Raw genomic sequence first — 18,646 nt, 5'->3', positions numbered from 1 at the left:
TGCTTGCGGCATGAGTTCTACTCGTGCCGCAAAACCTCCATCGGATCAATCCGCAGCGCTCTTCGTGCCGGCCATAAAGCCGCCAGCGCTGCGGTTGTCGCAAGCAATCCAATCGCCCCGGCATAACTCAGCGGATCGAGCCCACTCACTCCATACAGAATCCGTCGCAACATCTGCGATGCTGCTGCGGCTAATCCCGCGCCTGCAATTAATCCGAGAGCAACCGGTCCCACAAACTGCCGCAGCATCGCTGCAAGCACATGCTCCTTCTTCGCCCCCAGAGCCAGACGGATCGCAATCTCTCGTGTCTTTTGCGAAACCGCGTATGCCACCAGCCCTACCAATCCCACAGCTGCCAACAGAACTGCCGATGCTCCCATCAGGCTCGCAATCAATGCGCCCTTCTCCACCGATCCCACCTCTTCATGAAACGCATCGCTCAGCAAACGAACATTGGGAAACAGTCCAGCATCAACACCTGTAGCAATCGTCCTCGCTCCGGCGGCAATATCCTGCGGTCTCCCTTGCGTCCGCACCAGCGCTACCATGTGGGGCAACGACGCATCATCGCTCATCTGGTACAGCTCCGTCGCATCCGGATCATGCATCGACATAGTTCGAGCATTCGCCACAACGCCAACCACCGTGAATTTCTTTGAGGTCGGGTCCGTCGGCTCCAGCAGAAACTGCTTACCCAACGGAGCCTCTGCTGGCCACATCTGCTTCGCCAGCGACTCGCTCACTACTACATCCCCATCCGTGTCGCCGCGCTGCACATCGCGTCCGCTCAACCGTGCAATCCCCATCGTCTCGAAGAACCCCGGCTCCACGCGGCTCACGAAGATTCCAAATCGATACCCCGTCAGCCCCGTTACATTCTTGTGCCCCAGCGGAGCCATCGACGTCAGCCCCACCGAGATCACTCCTGGCAGCTGGCGCAGCCTCGCCTGCACCGTGTCGAGATAGCTCTTCGCCGCCGAAGCCGAATACCCATGCGCCGCAAGGTCCGGATCCACAACCAGAATATGTTCGTAGTCATAGCCCGGATCGTTCGACACTGCAAACTGCAACGCCCTGACCAGCAACCCCGCGACAATCAGCAACACACAGCTCGCAGCAATCTGTGCTGTCACCAGCACCTGCCGTGCTCGTGCACCACTTCTGCGTCTCGCTGTAAGTTGCAGCGCTGGAGCCAAGCCAAACACAATCGCCGCGATCAACCCTACCGCACCGGCAAACGCCGCGACTCTCCAATCCGGCACAGGATCCAACCACGGCGCAACATTCATATTCGCCAAAAATGCCTTCAGGAAGACATACCCCAACCCCAGCCCTGCTGCAGCTGCCATCAACGCCAGCAGCAGGCTTTCCGTGAAGAGCTGCCGCACTATCCTTCCTCGGCTCGCTCCTAGCGCAAACCGTATCGAAATCTCGTGCCCGCGCGTTACTCCGCGAGCCAGCAGCAGACCTCCCAGATTGCTGCACGCCACCGTCAGAATCAGCAACACCAGCGTCGCCACCAGGCTGATCATCGGGACGTCATCTTTATGCACCGTCTGCAGATATCCGCCCGGCTTGCTGATAATTCTCTCGTCCTTCCACACCGACTCTGGCGACTGCCTGCGCAGATCATTCGTCAGGGCTGTCAGCTCCTGCTCCGCCATCTTCGGCGTCACACCCTTCTCCAGCCGCGCCCACATATCCATGTAGGCACCCAGCGATGTGTCCGTCAGCGCCGTGCTGCCCTCCACGAAGTAGGGCTGTTGTGTCAGCGGTACCCAGAAGGCAGGCTCATGAGGTATGCCCAGCCCACTGAAATTCCGTGGAGCCACACCCACTACCGTCGCCGCCTTATGATTCAAATGCACTACGCGACCCACAACCGCTGGATCGCTGTTATACCGCTCCTCCCAGAACGTATGGCTCAACACCACCACTGGAGCTGCATCTTTACGTTCGTCCCGGTCCTCATTCAGTAGTCTTCCCCATGCCGTCTCCGCTCCCAGCTCATGAAAAAAGTTTCCCGTCACAAATCGTGCACGAACCTGCTTGCTCTCGTTCTCCAGCACCACCTCGCGGTCCGTACTCACTAACACTGCACTCAGCGTCTTCGCATGGTCGCGGTAAAACTCAACCGACGGATACGCTACATTTGAAGCAAAGCTCCCACCCGGTCCCTTCCGTTCCAGCCGCACTAGCGTATCCGGATCGCGTACCGGCAGCGGCTTCAACACAAACATGTCGAACACCCCAAACGCCGCAACATTCACCCCAATTCCCACCGCCAGCACCAGCACCGCGGCGATGGTGAACCCTGGGGATCGCGTCAGGGTCCTCATCCCGAAACGGATGTCCTGGAACAGCCGGTCGATCCACGTCCAGCCCCACGCTTCACGCGCCTGCTCTCGCAACACATCCGCATTGCCGAACAATCTCCTCTCCGCACCCGCGCTCTCCGCCATCTCGCGATGGAACTCCATCTCGTCCCGCAGTTCTTCCTGCATACGCTGGCGATTCAGCAGGTACCACATTCTCCGCCACAACTCACCCATCACAGCCTCCTACGCAGTCTGTAGAACCGTCTTAATCGCTTCGGTCACACGGTCGTAGTCCTGGAGTTCAGCCTCCAGCTGCTTCCGTCCAGCGGCCGTCAGTCGGTAAAACCGCACCTTCCGATTGGTCTCCGAGATTCCCCATTCTGCATTCGCCCATCCCTTCAGCAGAATCTTCTGCAATGCCGGATACAGCGATCCCTCTTCGACTCCAAGAACTTCTCTCGAAAGCAAGTGGATCTTTTGCGCAATGGCATATCCGTGCAGCGGCCCGGATTGCAGCACCCGCAGAATCAGCATCACCAAGGCACCTGAAGGCATCAAAGATTTAGGTGTAGATTTCATAGGCATAGATTATCTATGCCTGCATAGATAGACTTGTCAAGTTTTCCCTCCCACAAACAGGGTAAGCATATGCATTATGGAGGTGGGTGCCCCATACATGGAGCATCGCGACATGTGTGGGACATTCGAGCAAAGCTCGAACTCTTTCCCTCATCCATGTGTCATTTCGACTGAAGGGGCCGAAACAGAGAAATCTGCTTCGCTACCAATGCTGATCTACCGTACTGGCCAACTCCACTTTGGTGTATTGAACAAAGTCGCTCCCTCTAACGTCGTCTCCCCAAATGACTTCAACAAATGAAGACGCGTACAGCTCGCCGCGGCTGTCAACTTCTCAATCAATACATTGGAATGCGAAACCACAATGATCTGTGTGTTCGCCGCAGCCGCAAGGATGAGTCTGGCGAGCGCTGGCAGCAGATCTGGATGCAGACTGGTCTCCGGTTCGTTCAACACCATCAGCTCTGGCGGACGTGGTGTGAGCAACGCAGCCGCCCATAGCAGATACCGCAACGTTCCATCCGACAACTCTGCTGCCGAAAGAGGCCGTAGCAGACCATGCTGTTGCAGTTGCAACTCGAATCGTCCGTTCTGCACTTCAACATAAAGCCTGCTTCCCGGAAAAGCATCCTCAATCGTCGTGGCAAGCGCTTCGTCAGACCGAATCTCAAGAATGGTCTGTAACGCTGCTGCAAGATTGCTTCCGTCCGGATGAAGTACAGGAGTAAAGGTACCGATCTGCGCAGCCCTCGCTGGCGCTTCGGAATCCGTGCGGAAATGATCGTAGAAGCGCCAGCTACGGAGAGCCTCTCGAACTGCCAGCATCTCCGGCGCACGCTGCGGATCGGCAATACTGGCAAGCATGCTGTCGGTGTCAGAGAGATGCTGCGTCAGCATGACTGGCTCTTCATCCCGCGTCGTCGAGAGCCAGACAAAATTGTTTCTTCGGTCCACAAGAGCAGATGCCTTCCGATAGACCGGGCCATGCCAGATACACTCCCGCTTCACATGCGGATCGAGCCCGAACATGGTCGTTGCTGGTGGAGGATAGCCAAGGTCAATGCTGTAGCCATAGGTGTCGCCGCCAAACCCTAGTTTCAAACTAGCGACCTTATTCTTCGCAAGGCCCTCTACCGAATGCACTCCCTGCCGAACGCTCCGTGCAATCGTCTCCGGCCCCGCCCAGAAAGTCGACGGCAGTCCTCCTTCTCGAGCGAGAGAAGCCACCACAGAGTTCTGCGCCACATCGGCAAGCAATCGCAACGACCGATACACGCTGGACTTTCCGCTTCCATTCGCTCCGGTAATCAAACTCAACTGCCCGAGCGGAAGAATCAGATCTCGTAAGGATCTGTAACCTTGAACTGCGACCGTGTGGATCATAAGACACAGAATAGCGTCGCTTTCGTTCGATATCGCCAAAGCTCGCAGAGTCAATTTTCCACACTTATCCTTGACATGACTGATAGCGTTAAATCAGGAGAAAGAAAGCCCGGCCACATGGCCGGGCTTTCTGCTTCTTGTCAGAATGGCATAAGACATGCACAGGCTGGTCTGGACCTAAGTTATCTGTTTAGAATATTTTGCACACTTTTATACGGGGGTCATCCTGCATAAGACCGAACTGCAAAAATAAAGAGCCCTCTCTGTTACAAGCGGGCCCCTTATCTTCAATAGATTACTGAAACTCTGGATAGTGCAAATCAGGCAATACTGACGTACCCTCCAGCTTCACTCCATCCAGTCTCCTTGGATCAAACCCAAGAAACTTCAGGATGGTTGGCGCCACCTGGTTTGTACCCACGTTCGTATAGACAGTCTTGCTGCCGATTCTGGGATTCGCGACCAGCAGCATGACATTGGTGTCGTCATGTGAAAACCCGCCATGTTCCGCCAGCTTCGCCGTGCTGCCGGTATAAGTCACTCCAACGTTCGGAGCCACAATGATGTCCGGCGTCCGCGGATCGCCGTACGGCGGAAGACCGGGTGTGTTGTAGTTCAATGCAAGCGACTGGCCGTAGTAGATCTGACCAATGCCTGCCTGCGCTGCGTTCTTCTCCAGAATCTGTACCGCCTGAGTCGTCGTGCTCGAATCCTGTAACCACAGTAAAGCGACGTCATCTTCTGTAGGCCCAATCCCAGTCGTATTCAGCGGCGACTGCACATAAGGAATCAGGTTCGCAATTAAAGTTGCGGGGTCCGTGCCATTGTTGCCCGAATGTCCAGGAACCGGAAGATAACGGTTCGGATCGATCGGCGACTGGCCGTGCTTCGCGGTAATCACGATCAGCGTCGAATCGTACTCTCCGTGATCCTTCAGGGCATCGATCATCTCGCCGATAGAATCGTCTACATATTTGATCTCTCCAAGCAGCTCCTGCGAAGGCGTGCCGGCGGCATCCAGATAACCACCTGTTGCTATGTCTTTTTCAATCAGCTTTTGTCCTACACTCACTGCCTGGAAGTTCATACCAAAGATCGCCGGAAACTTCGCATGTTTACCGTCATGCGTCTTTCCTGCAATCTCGTTCAGAATCGCATTCACCTTCAGAGTGTCGTAGCACTGAATGTTCTTAAAGCTGTCCGTCCACGCCCCTGTCTGTGAAGGATCCGGGACCGTTGCACACGATAGCCCCTCGGGCGTCTGCACTCCAGGGAGCGCGACCACTGTTGAGTTGATCTCCGGTGAATAGTAATCATCCACTGAATTTCCACCAGGTCCGGCAACCGATGAATACGACGGATGCTTGTCGGACCACGCCGTATATCCACCGGCATTATGGATTACATTGAAGATCGTATTCGTCCGCACAAACTCCCATGGATACACCGGAGCGCAGTTCTTCTTTGGGTCGCGCGGCAACCGCATCGGGTCAATCGAAGCTATACCACCATCCGTCAGTCCAGCTCCCTTAGCTCCTCCATTCAGCAGCGTCTGGTCGAGATCGATGCCCTCTTCATACTCTGCCTCCGAACCCGTCGGCACGCCGCCTGGTGTGCACGGCCCCGCAGCCACTCCATTGCCCGTTGTCTTTGCCGGAGCGTCCAGCGAGCGGTCGTAGCCCACGTCGTAGTAAATTCCCATCGTCCTTGGCGTCGCTCCCGTCACAATCGACATCAGTCCCGGAAACGAATCTGACGGCCGCGACGTGCTCGCGCCAACATAGCTCACTCCGGATTGCCCAAGAGACGCAAGATTTGGGCAATACGGGTTATCGTTGTTCACTCCTGCTATCCCATGAGTACAGTTGGCGAAATCTACTGCATGCATCCCGTCAATGCTGATCAGAAGAACATGGCGAATGGGTGCGTTCCACCGCGAATCCCCATCCTGCGACCTTGCCGAAATACCCAGCAAAGAAATAAACGCGAGAAATAGAGCAATCTTTTTCATGACTGCCTCCTGGCAAAATGTCTTATTCTCCACAGAACACGCGGGTAGCAACAGTCCTATGAAAAATAGGAGAAAAAGCGCTCGTCGGTATTGGGTTGCCTGAAGTTTGTTTTTTTACAGCAGCAGACAGGAAGCACTCAAATGCCGTAAGCTACGGTGTCCGCGCGATAGCTGGTTTTCGATCGCGGAAGTTTCTCGGTCAGGAGAGGTGTACCTCAATGTCTGATCTTCACTACTTCACCGGCTTTGGAAATGAGTTCGCTACTGAAGCCCTTCCTCACGCTCTTCCGATTGGTCAAAACTCTCCCCAAAAGTCTCCTCTTGGGCTTTACACCGAGCAGCTCAGCGGAAGCCCCTTTACCGCGCCGCGAAGTACAAATCGTCGAACGTGGACCTATAGGATTCGCCCCTCTGTCATGCACAAGCCGTATGAACGGATCGAGAACGGACTTGTCCGCTCGACTCCATTCAACGAGATTGAAACTCCACCGAATCAGCTACGATGGGACCCGCTCCCACTTCCTTCAAAAGCCACGGACTTCATCGACGGGTTGACGACTCTCGCCGGTAACGGTGATGCAAGCATGCACTCCGGAGTCGCGATTCACATCTATGCTGCGAGCTCCAGTATGAAAAACCGCTTCTTTTACTCTGCCGACGGAGAACTCCTCTTCGTGCCGCAACTGGGGCGTCTTCTACTCCACACAGAGCTTGGGATTATTGAGCTATCTCCCGGCGAGATCGCTGTTGTGCCACGAGGAATCAAATTCCGTGTTGAGCTTCGTGACAAGCAAGCCCGCGGATATCTCCTGGAGAACTATGGTCAACCCTTCCGTCTTCCCGATCTCGGTCCAATCGGAGCCAACGGTCTTGCAAACTCGCGCGACTTCCTAACTCCACACGCTGCCTTTGACGATCGCGACAAAAGCAGTTTTCAGGTCGTCGCAAAGTTTCTAGGAAACCTCTGGACCACAGAGTTCGACCACTCGCCGCTTGACGTTGTCGCGTGGCACGGAAACTATGCGCCTTATAAATATGATCTCCACCGATTCAACTGCATTAACACCGTAAGCTACGATCACCCGGACCCTTCCATCTTTACAGTGCTGACCTCTCCCAGCGAGATTCCCGGGACGGCTAACGTCGACTTCGTGCTCTTTCCTCCGCGCTGGATGGTAGCCGAGCACACTTTCCGTCCTCCCTGGTTCCATCGCAACTTCATGAACGAATTCATGGGCCTGATCGAAGGAGAGTATGACGCCAAGGCCGAAGGCTTTGTCCCAGGCGGAGCCAGTCTGCATAACTGCATGTCAGGACACGGCCCCGATGCGGAGAGTTTCGACCGCGCCGTAAAATCCGAACTCAAACCCTTAAAACTCGAAGGCACCCTTGCCTTCATGTTTGAGACTCGATTTATCTGCCGCCCTACAAAATTTGCAATGGATACAGCCGCTCGCCAGCACGAGTACTACACCTGCTGGCTGCCTTTGAAGAAGAACTTCAAATCGAAGTAGAAAAAAGGCGCGATCGTCAGAAGGATCGCGCCTTTTCGTTTTTTCTGGTTCAGGTTAGAAGTTGAACGTGGCTTGCAGCATGATGCGCCGCACCGCTGTCTGCGAGCTGAATGGCCCTGTCGCCAGCGTGGTAAATTGACCAAACCGCGGAGAGCTCAAGCTGCTCGTCGGAGTTCCGTAAGGGACCATATTGAACAGGTTCATCGCTTGCGCTCCGAGCGTGAACGTATAGCGATGTCCAGAACTTGCGCTCATGCCCATCGGGCCAAATCCACCTCGGCCACCACCGCCATGTCGTCCTTGCCCCTGCGGCCCTGAACCGCCTCCAGAATTCGCTCCACCAATCTTCGGCCCAAAACCGAAGACCTTGGCTAACCGAAGATTGAAGGTAGCATTCGCCGGTCCCGTGCAATAGTTATATGGAACCGCGACAAGACCGCCGGTCTGTGTTGCACTGAAGTCGGCAGGGTTCGCACAGTTACCGCGATTTCCATTCACAAAATACGGCCGAGCGTTATAGATCGATGTCCCATTCGGATCGAGACCGGTAATGATGTTGTATGGCTGTCCGGCCATCGCGATCAAGAATGGACTAGCCGTAATACCATAACGAAAATTCATGCTGCCGCCGAAGACTCCAAATTGGCGACGAGCAAAACTCGCTGGACCATAGTCGGCCCGGGTATTCGTATTGCTGGTGGGAAAGAAACTCGCTCCCGTTGTATTCGCATCCGCAAAGCTAAGCGCATAGAAGCCAAACAGATTTACACCACGCAGACGGCTGTTTCCATTCACCATCAGTTGGTTCTGACGATAGACCCCTCCCGACTGGAACTGATAGTTATATGAGCTGTTTGCAGTAGCAGGGTCAAAGTAGTTCCGGCTCAAGTACTCATGCAGGCCGCGAGAGTTTACATAATTAACCGAGATTTTTCCCACGCGCCCAATCTGCTGGTCGATACCGATAGCAGCCTGCAGCGTATACGAACTACGAATCCCGTCTCCCAAGGAGTAGATGGTTCCGCGGCTTGCTGTAGCAGTGCCACAACCACTTGGATCCTGCGGACCACAAGAGCTACCAGGATTGATATAGGTCGATCGAACTTGCGCCGAGCCATCGAGCTGAAGGGTGTTGGCGTAATTGTCCAGGGAGAAACGGTCATAGAAGATGCCGTATCCTCCACGGATCACTGTCACCGGCGACTTGCCTCCGCCCCGGGGAATACCCCAGGCGAAAGACACGCGTGGAGCAATATCGTGGGCACTATTGATGACATTTTGCGCCTCGTAACGGACTCCAACGCTGACCGTCAGATTCTGCTTTGGCTTCCAGTCATCTTCTGCGTAAAGTCCTACATCGGTAAGACGAGCATGAATTGTAGGCTTATTGATCGCCGTAATCGCATACTGTCCTGGAATACCGCATTGATATGACGAGATACCCGAATTCAGCTTGTCGCAGGGTACCGTCACATTGGAAGCACAATTGCTTGGCTTCTTGATGCTTGGATTTGGATCGGTGCACGGATCGAGAAGGTAGGAATAGGTAAACGTCCCATTCGCGCCCTGATAGGAGGTCAACGACTCTGACGTCGTCCGCAGTCTTCCGCCTAAGCGGAGAAAGTGTTTCTCAAGAGCAATCGATGTATAGTTCTGCACTTCAATATGGTCTTGAGTGCTGTGCTGCTTACCCTGGCTCGAACCCCCAGCCGTAAAGATACCCTGAACTGAGAGCGTCGGATCGGTACTGAGCGGGTCTTGTGTCGAGTAATCCCGCTGATATTCAAACCGGGTCTCGTTGATGACTCGCGAGCTCACGATCTGCGTATCGCTCACCTGGATCGTGTGTTCTGTCGCTTCGCTGTTGTATCCAGCGGTCGCCAGGGTTGTATTGCCCACTCCGTTGTTCTTCGTCCCATTGACGTAGTACTGGTAGCGGATGGTCAGCGTATTCTTCTCACCCAGAGCAAAATCGACTCGTGGTGAAATATCGCTACGCGTCTGCGGATGCGCCACAGCGCGTACCGACGCCGGAATCGAGGGATAGTAGGTGCAGGTTAGATCCCCCGGCATGCAAGGCTTCGTCGCGTCCGCCGAGCTGGCATAAAAACCACCCGGGTTCACGATCGAGTTGTCCTCGATATTGCGGTGCGAGCCTCCGACTGTAAACGATGAAGAGTGATTGATCGGCCCGTTGATGCTCCCGATCATAAAGACCGTGTGGTAATCCGGCTGCGTATTGCCCGGGCCAAGAAAGGGATTGGAGGTGTTGAAGGATTTGTCGCCACCTTGGATGCTATAGCTCCCATGGAACTTATCGGTGCCCGGCTTGGTGAAGACCTCAACACGTCCATAGCCCGGCTTGTCGTACTGAGCCGTGAACGGGTTCTGGTTGATACGAATCTCACGAATCGAGGACTTCGGAGGAAGTTGGCCGCCGGTAAATCCATCGACGTAGATCTGGCCACCGCTGGGACCGGCAGAGGGTCCAGCAAGCGCGGAAAGCTCAGACGAAAGCTCGTCTGGATCGTCGGAGAGCGAGTCCAGATCCTTACCTTTGATGATTGTCGAGCTGGCATTGCTGTCGGCATCTACGCTGACCTGCTGATTCTGCGCCGTAACCTGGACCTCCTGCGACTCCACCTGGAGGGCCATCTTAATATCAAGTTCCAGCGACTGCCCTGCTGTGACATGAACGTTCTGCCGCACAAACGTCGCGAAGCCGGTCATCGTCGCAGTTACAGCATATGTTCCCGGAGTTACACCAGAGACTGAATAACTGCCGTCGTTTTTTGATTGAACAACAACTTCTTTCCCTTTCGGCGGAGTCAACGTAACCGCCGCCCCTGGAATCACCGCTCCATCAGGATCTGTAACGGTGCCATGCACCGTCCCTCCTGCGGACTGCGCTCTCAGCCCCAGAGGCATCAAGGCAATCAAAAGAAACAAAAAGACCTTCAGTGTCCTGCGAAATCCCATTCCTTCTCCTCATACAATCACTTCTTAGTTCGACCAGGGAGTGCGTTCTCTTACTGTGGGCCGCCTGCGCTCTCAGCCGCTGCCGCTCCACCGCCCAAATTCCACGGTGAGAGCGTCATAGCTGGAGACCCGCTCGGCGCTGCTGCCAGGATCGGTTCCACTCCTGAAAGCATTGTCACGGCGGTTACTTTGTCGCTGCCCGGCGTTAGTTCCGTGGCAACAATCATTACGGCATCGCCCGTCTTCAAATCTGCAAGTGTCTCGGTCGGCAGGCGGGAGAGCATCTGGGACAGATCGCCTCCCTCGGCCCGCGCCGGACGACCCATTGCTCCAGCTTCATGCGGGGTCCCCGCACCGGCAGCGCCTTGAGGAGGAGGTCCTCCCGCGCCTCTCTCTCCATTCGACGAAGCACCTCCGCGCGCACGAGCCGCAAGTCGCGCCGCCATCTCAGGAGGCAGCTTCCGCAGGTCAGAATTGGCGGTAACACTGACGGTCATGGTCTTCTTCGTCGCAAGGTCCTTAAGCGTCATGGTGTTGGCGGCAGGATTCAGCGTTGCAATCGTTCCAGCCAGGTTCTTGAAAGTTCCGCTTACAATCTCCTCGGCTTGAATCGTCGATCCATCTTCGGACTTATTGCCTCGCACCTGAAGCTGATCACCCGCCCTGATCTGATCCAGAGTCCCCGGCTTCGCGTCTTCAAACTTGACCGAATCCTCGGCATAGCGCCGGAACTTCGTAGCCGCTGTCGTCTCGACCTGAATCTTTTTGGTTCCGGAAGAGATGGTGAGCGTCGTGCCATTGACGGCATTAACCAGACCGCCTGCTCCCCGTCGCTGCCAATCGGCCTTTTCAGACTCATTTTTCTGCGCGATGGCAGTAGACTTCATCAAGATGACACGAGACGCGGCGAACGAGCTGTCGTCCGCCGCCTTTCCTGTCACCAGAACACGGTCGCCCACAGCAATATCGCTCAAGGCAATCTGCTGGGCCGACTTCAAATCCGTGCTGCCGGGCGCCAACTGGAGAATGCGGGCGCCTTCCGCGACGCTTACGCTGACCTGCGAACCATTATCCGTAGCCAGCGTCAGGGTGTTACCGGAAACCGCCTTAACAGTTCCGATCTGGCGAGCTGCAGCGGGCGCGCCCTGTGCCACAGCATATGGCTGCGCCCCTTCTACCCCAATTCCCGTAACGATGAGAGAAACCGCCAAAACAGCTTTCTTCGTCCACATCATGTCTGTCCGTCCAAAAAATACACAAAATCTGGTAATGGTCACGCAGTTACCGTGCCGCACGTCTTTCCGTGTGGTTCTGTACGTGAAAGACGCTGTGGAATTTGAAAAGTTTCCGGAGTGTGACGAGATTCCAAGGTGAGAATCCCTCTTGAAACCGACACTCTATTCTCTCGGATTTTCGTCCCGAATGGGAAAAATCAGCCCATTACTAGACAGTGGATCTCCAAAGAATGGCACATCGGGATGGCGCCAATAAGATGCCCGCCCCATGAATCTCGATATCCGGATTGGACGAGAGCACCAGGCGATAATCGTCGTTCTTATTGAACTCAACCGGATTTTCTCCCAGGTTCAGCAGGAACCGCACCTCACCTCGGTCCATCACGAGCCATCGGCCAACCTCGTCAAAACGGACCTGTGTCGTTCCTGGTTCCCCCTGATTCAACGAGGCCGAATGCCGCCGGAAGGCAATCAGGCGCTTGCACCAATCCAGCATCTCCGCATGCGGTCTCTCACCGATCTCACCCCACTGGAGCTTAGATCTCTCAAAAGTCGCCCTGCTCTCCGGATCAGGCACCTCTTCTGGACGCCACCCGAAGGCCGCAAACTCCCTCTTACGTCCCCAAGAAACCGACCGGGCCATCTCTCGATCCTCATGATGGGCAAAGTACTGAAACGGAGTAGAGGCGGCAAACTCCTCACCCTGAAACAACAAGGGAATAAACGGTGCAGTCAGTACCAGACCGAGCGCTGCCTTCGCTCGATCCAGCCCGACGATGTGTTCCAGGCGATCGCCAATAGCTCGGTTTCCTACCTGGTCGTGATTCTGGATAAACCCCACGAAGCGATGCATCGATAGCCCTTCCGCACGACGCCCATGAACCCGTCGACGATATTCGGAGTACATCCCGTCATACACAAAACCTTGTGTAAGCGCTTTGACCAGACTCGCCATGGTGCCAAAGTCGCCGTAATAGCCTTTTCTTGGAGCATCCGAATCAAGCACCGTAAAGAGCGAGTGATGAAAATCATCGTTCCACTGGGCATCCATCCCATAACCATTTGCCTCACGCGAACGAACGACACGCGGGTCATTCAGATCGCTCTCTGCAATCAGCACGAACTGCCTTCCCAAGCGCGCAGAAAGCTCTTCCACCTCCATTGCAAGTTGTTCCATAAAGTGGATCGCCGATCGGTCCATATACTCGTGCACAGCATCCAGGCGGAGTCCATCGATGTGGTACTCCTCCATCCACATCAAAGCGTTATCGCAGAAGAACCGCCGTACCTGATCGCTCTCTTCAAACTCCAGATTGACCGCCTCGCCCCACGGAGTGGAATGACGATTTGTAAGGTAAGGTCCGAACTTTCCCGTATAGTTCCCCACCGGCCCGAAGTGGTTATAGACCACGTCCAACAGCACAGCCAATCCCCGCACATGACAGGCATCGACAAATCGCTTCAGGCCATCTGGCCCTCCATAGGCTTCGCGCACTGCGAATAAGGCGACGCCATCGTATCCCCAGCCAAAGTCGCCAGGAAATTCGGCAATCGGCATTAACTCGACATGAGTAATGCCCAGTTCCGCAAGATAATCCAACTTCGTAATCGCGCCATCGAACGTCCCCTCCGGCGTGAACGTCCCGACATGCATCTCGTAGATCACTCCGCTGAAAAGCGGAGGGGCCTGCCATCGCTGATCACTCCATGCAAACCGGCCAGTCCCGTATACGCGAGAAGGTCCATGCACTCCGTTCGGCATCCACATTGCCCTTGGGTCCGGATACGGCGTGGGATCATCTCCCAGCAGAAAAGAATAGTCCGTTCCCGGACCAGCTTCTTCTACCTCAGCTCTCCACCAACCATGTTCTCCAACAGGCTGCATCGGGTAATCCATTGATCCCACCCGAACCGCAATCTTCCTTACGTTCGGAGCCCATACGCGAAACTCATGCATCGCGCGCATCCTCCCGCACCAGTAGCGCAACTGGAAATTCACGAAACAGGTTTTTCATCGCCACTCTCCCCTGCACCATCATTCCAGTAAGGCGATTTACCCATCTGCCATCGGGAAGAGCGATGGCTGTATCTCTCCATGCACCCGCCAGCTTCAACATCCATCGCGGCACAATCGTGGCTACGGAATCTCCTCGCAGATATGCGATCACATATTCTGCGCGCGCGCCTTCTACGCCCAACAGACGATAACCCGCCTCCGCCCCAAACCATTCCGGATGTTCACGTCTTAGCCTGAGCGCCTGATGAATCACCCACATCTTCGGCATCCCCTCTTCGGCGTTCTGCATAATCTGCGCGGCAATGTCGGGGCCGGTTAGAGCTTGCATATCAGCAAGCAATTGCCTGCGCCGCTCATAATCGACTGGTCGTCTGTTATCCGGATCGACCAGGCTCAGGTCCCATACTTCCGTCCCTTGATAAAGGTCTGGAACGCCAGGTACCGTATGCTTCATCAGTGTTTGCGTCAGTGAGTTCACTCTCCCTGCGCTCTTTACGCGCTCAACGAACTGCTCAAGCTCCTTCACGAAAGGAGCATGCTCCAGCGTTCGAGCGATAAACTCCATCAACGCATCTTCAAACTCTTTATTGTTGGCAATCCACGACGTCTGCATCTTCGCCTCACGTACAGCCTTCAGCATGTAAGTCTGAGCGCGATCAACAGTCAGCGGCCATGCACCAATCAAAGTCTGGTAGTAGAGATACTCTGTATTCGCGTCTGGCATCGCCCCCGTCACCGATCGTCTGCGAAACCCCGCATTCATCCTTGCCCATCGCTGAATAGACGATCCAAATCGTGGTGCAATCTCCGTAAGCACCGCTAAACGCGCTCGTACATCGTCGCTGCGCTTGGTATCGTGAGTCGCCAACGCTGTCATCGTCAACGGATGAGTCGCCTGCATCTTCTCGCAATACGCGTGGAACTCCGCCACATCGATTCCTGTACCCACCGGGTTTCCTCCGACCTCATTCATCCCGGAGAGCCGGTTGTAGCAATAGAACACTGTATCTTCCACACCCTTTGCCATCACCGGCCCGGTGAACTGCTGAAAGCGCAGAACAAACTCGGCTTCTCGTCTCCCCGTGATCCGTAGTGTCAAAACATCGCACAAAAAATCGAAGAGGTCGCCATCGATATCCTGACGCCTCTCCTTTGCGCACTCAACCGCCTGTGCAATGTGCGCATGATCTTCCTCTGTAATCTCGTTCCGGTCGGGAACAACATAGGTGCGGTAGATATCAAGGCACGCAGCCAGTTCACGAATGGCTCTTCGGACCTCGGCTTGCGTGTAGTCGCGTCGGTCCCGATTCGACTCACAGATCTCCACAAACATCGAGGTTAGACGGTTTACATCACTCCCTAACGCCTCTTGCGAAACATTGATCTTCTTATCGTGGGCCAGCGTAGCGTAGTCCGAAAGAGATGCCGCCATCTCTTTGCCAATAAATCCGTAATAGATTCCCGTAAGCTCCTCCAGCCCTTGTGGCCATAGCTGAAGACTTCCGACGACATACATGAAGTCATATCCCGTCGTACCCTGGATCGGCCAGTTCTCTCGAAGAAACTCCCCCGGCTCCAGAATCTTTTCGCCGATAATCCAGGCACCCGGTGCCCGTTCACGCAATCTGCGGAGATACTCCAACGGGTCACGCAGACCATCAGGATGGTCCACCCGAACGCCATCTAGAGCTCCTTGTTGCAGCCACTCCAGCACAAGAGCATGTGTCTCTTCGAAGACGTGCTCGCGCTCCACCCGCAATGCCACCAGCGAGTTCACATCAAAGAATCTGCGATAGCCCAGTTGCTGTCCCGAGGTCTTCCAATAAGCCAATCGGTAGTTCTGTTCGTTCAAAAAATCATCCAACGCATCTTCACTGCTGTTCAATTCCTCAACCGATCGATCGATTCCTTCGCAGACACCCTGCTCCTCTTCACACACTCGCTTTAGAAGTGAGTACAGCACCATCTTGTCGTTATGAAGTGCAAGAACCCGCCGACGGTCTTCATAAGGCGGTGACGGCAACCTCCCGAAAGATGCCGCTAGAAAACTGAGCGTCTTCGATCTCGCTATCTCCGACGCCCTGCCTAAAATCGTCTGTAGCGATTGCGGTGCCACGGGTAGTGTCTGCCCGGCCGCTTCAACGCTAAAACTACTTCCTTCGCGTATAAGGCGGATTCCCTCCTGATGCAACACTCTCCCATACTGGTCGGCCAGGATAGGAACAAGAATCTTGTCCCGAAGCCTTTCTTCTACTGGCTGCCAGTCGATATCGAAAAATGACGCATACCGGCTCGACGCTCCATTCTCCAGTACGTCCCACCAGTAGCGATTCTCTCTCCCCAGGGACATATGGTTCGGCACGATATCCAGCACCTGTCCCATCCTCAACTCCTTGAGCCGCTCTGTGAAACGCCGATGCCCCTCTGCACCCCCCAGTTCCACGTTCACGGCCTGATGCGAGACCACATCGTATCCATGCATACTTCCGGGAGCCGCTTGCAAGTAAGGAGAGCAGTACACATGCGATATTCCAAGGTCGCGCAGATACTCCACGATCGATCGAGCATCCTCGAATGTAAATTCTTTGTGAAGTTGAAGACGATACGTAGAGATGGGAACACGCAACATGGACAACTCGGTCAGAAACAGTAGATAAAATCAAAGGGAGACGCGAGAACCGATTTGCGGCCTTCTCTTAGGAAGCGAACCTGTTGTTTTTGGTTGTACCTACAGAATGTTGGATATAGATTGATCCCCTGCAACCGGAGACGCATTCGATGCATCTTCTCACCCAGAGAGCCAAATGATCGTGAAGAAAGTCGGCAGCGCTACAGACCCCCTCTGGTACAAAGATGCAGTTCTTTATGAACTTCACGTTCGCACCTTTCAAGACTCGAACGGCGACGGCATTGGAGATTTTCCCGGGCTCATCTCCCGGCTCGATTATCTACAGGATCTCGGGGTCACCTGCCTCTGGCTTCTCCCCTTTTTTCCTTCGCCACTCAAGGATGACGGCTACGACATCGCCAACTACACCGACGTCAATCCCAGCTACGGCACCATCGAAGACTTCAAGCGTTTCCTCGCCGCTGCGCACCAGCGCAACATGCAGGTCCTGATTGAGCTCGTCATTAATCACACCTCCGATCAGCATCCCTGGTTCCAGGCATCCCGCCTCGCTCCTCCAGGTTCTCCGGAACGTAACCTCTATGTCTGGTCCGATACTGACCAGATTTATAAAGGCGTCCCCATCATCTTCTCCGATACCGAGAAGTCCAACTGGACCTGGGACGACACAGCGAACGCCTTTTACTGGCATCGATTCTTCTCGCATCAACCCGATCTGAACTTCGATAATCCCGCCGTAATGGAAGAGGTCCTCAAGGCCATGCGCTTCTGGCTCGATCTCGGCGTAGATGGACTCCGCCTCGATGCCATCCCTTATCTCGTCGAGCGTGACGGCACCATGTGCGAGAGCCTTCCCGAAACGCACGCCATCATTAAGCAACTGCGGGCAGCAATCGATGCTGAATACACAAATCGTTTCACACTTGCCGAGGCCAACCAGTGGCCTCCGGATGTCCGCCCGTACTTCGGTGATGGTGACGAGTGCCACATGGCCTTCCACTTCCCGCTTATGCCACGTATCTACATGGCCTTGCGGCAGGAGGACCGCCTCCCCATCACCGACATCATGGCGCGCACTCCGCCCATTCCAGACTCCTGTCAGTGGGGATTGTTTCTCAGAAACCACGATGAGCTCACCCTCGAGATGGTGACCTCCGACGAGCGCGACTATATGTACTTCGCCTACTCGGCCGATCCTCGTATGCGCGTCAATTCAGGGATTCGTCGCCGGCTTGCTCCACTGCTTGATAACAATCGCCAGCGGATTCAGCTGCTCAACTCCCTTCTTCTCAGTTTTCCAGGAACCCCAATCCTCTACTACGGTGACGAGATTGGCATGGGCGACAACATCTATCTCGGCGATCGCAACGCCGTACGCACCCCCATGCAGTGGAGCTCCGATCGCAACGCAGGCTTCTCTACCGCCAATCCGGCACGCCTCAGCTTTCCTGTCATCATGGACCCCGTCTACGGCTATCAGGCCGTCAACGTCGAAGCCGAACTTGCCGACCCTTCATCCCTGTTGCACTGGACCCGCAATATGATCGCCCTGCGAAAGCTCTTTCAGGTCTTTGGCCGCGGCACACTGGAGTTTCTCGACCCTGAAAATCGCAAGATTCTCGCATATATCCGGCATTACAATCCGAACTCAAGCTCACGCGAAGACACCGCTACCAAACCAAAACGTGACGTGACCTCTCCCGGCACAGAAACCGTACTTTGCGTTGCCAATCTCTCCCGATTCGCTCAGCCGGTTTCGCTCGACCTCTCGGAGTTCGCAGGAATGACCCCAGTCGAGATGCTGGGCTATGTTCCATTTCCTGTCGTCACAGAACAACCCTATCCGCTGACGCTCGCTCCCTATTCCTTCTTCTGGCTCGAGCTACAGGCTCCGTCTGCGCCGGCATCTTAGTCCTGGCGGCTTTCGAACCCTCGCCGTTACGCTTATTATCATCCAAGCCAGCTTTGTTCCAGACAAAGC

General features: G+C 55.0%; 9 protein-coding genes and 1 pseudogene. 2 read left to right on the top strand and 8 right to left on the bottom strand.

The genetic code is table 11. The annotated features are described in order from the left end of the window. Positions 1–17: 17 nt before the first annotated feature. From H7846_RS04860 to H7846_RS04845, 4 genes are all read right to left on the bottom strand, one after another. Positions 18–2,552 carry an ADOP family duplicated permease gene (locus H7846_RS04860; RefSeq protein ID WP_186695384.1) on the bottom strand — a complete coding sequence of 845 codons (2,535 nt, stop codon included), beginning with the start codon at positions 2,550–2,552 and terminating at the stop codon, positions 18–20. A gap of 9 nt (positions 2,553–2,561) precedes the next feature. Continuing rightward, positions 2,562–2,903, bottom strand: coding sequence for a PadR family transcriptional regulator (locus H7846_RS04855; protein ID WP_255460850.1), 342 nt, complete (start codon positions 2,901–2,903; stop codon positions 2,562–2,564). A 210-nt stretch (positions 2,904–3,113) separates the two neighbouring features. Next, positions 3,114–4,214: an AAA family ATPase gene (locus H7846_RS04850; RefSeq protein ID WP_255460849.1), complete on the bottom strand. Its 1,101-nt coding sequence runs from the start codon at positions 4,212–4,214 to the stop codon at positions 3,114–3,116. 361 nt (positions 4,215–4,575) lie between these two features. Continuing rightward, positions 4,576–6,291: an alkaline phosphatase family protein gene (locus H7846_RS04845; protein ID WP_186695383.1), complete on the bottom strand. Its 1,716-nt coding sequence runs from the start codon at positions 6,289–6,291 to the stop codon at positions 4,576–4,578. Between the two features lie 218 nt (positions 6,292–6,509). Here H7846_RS04845 and hmgA point away from each other — a divergent pair, with 218 nt between their 5' ends. Then, positions 6,510–7,805, top strand: a complete 1,296-nt coding sequence (gene hmgA, locus H7846_RS04840; protein ID WP_186695382.1) for a homogentisate 1,2-dioxygenase — start codon at positions 6,510–6,512, stop codon at positions 7,803–7,805. Between the two features lie 54 nt (positions 7,806–7,859). On the opposite strand, the gene H7846_RS04835 is transcribed toward hmgA, so the two are convergent. The 4 genes from H7846_RS04835 to treY form a co-directional block, all read right to left on the bottom strand. Then, entirely contained in the window at positions 7,860–10,784 is a 2,925-nt protein-coding gene (locus tag H7846_RS04835; protein ID WP_186695381.1) for a TonB-dependent receptor, read from the bottom strand. A 50-nt stretch (positions 10,785–10,834) separates the two neighbouring features. Continuing rightward, the gene (locus tag H7846_RS04830; protein WP_255460848.1) at positions 10,835–12,019 is read right to left on the bottom strand and encodes a DUF5666 domain-containing protein; all 1,185 of its coding nucleotides are present in this window, start codon (positions 12,017–12,019) and stop codon (positions 10,835–10,837) included. A gap of 208 nt (positions 12,020–12,227) precedes the next feature. Further along, positions 12,228–13,976, bottom strand: a complete 1,749-nt coding sequence (gene treZ, locus H7846_RS04825) for a malto-oligosyltrehalose trehalohydrolase (protein WP_186695380.1) — start codon at positions 13,974–13,976, stop codon at positions 12,228–12,230. Further along, positions 13,969–16,665 (bottom strand): malto-oligosyltrehalose synthase, encoded by a 2,697-nt coding sequence (gene treY / locus H7846_RS04820; protein ID WP_186695379.1) that lies wholly within the window; start codon positions 16,663–16,665, stop codon positions 13,969–13,971. The genes treZ and treY overlap by 8 nt, the downstream gene beginning before the upstream one ends. A gap of 175 nt (positions 16,666–16,840) precedes the next feature. On the opposite strand from treY, the pseudogene treS reads away from it, so the two are divergent. Continuing rightward, a pseudogene (treS, locus tag H7846_RS04815) lies at positions 16,841–18,565 on the top strand (maltose alpha-D-glucosyltransferase); the annotation flags it as partial. Positions 18,566–18,646: the final 81 nt, after the last annotated feature.

The sequence above is a fragment of the Edaphobacter sp. 4G125 genome, from assembly GCF_014274685.1.
Taxonomy (GTDB): Bacteria; Acidobacteriota; Terriglobia; order Terriglobales; family Acidobacteriaceae; genus Edaphobacter.
The sequence above is the reverse complement of the archived record's forward strand: the minus strand, read 5'-3'. Positions and strand labels throughout refer to the sequence as shown.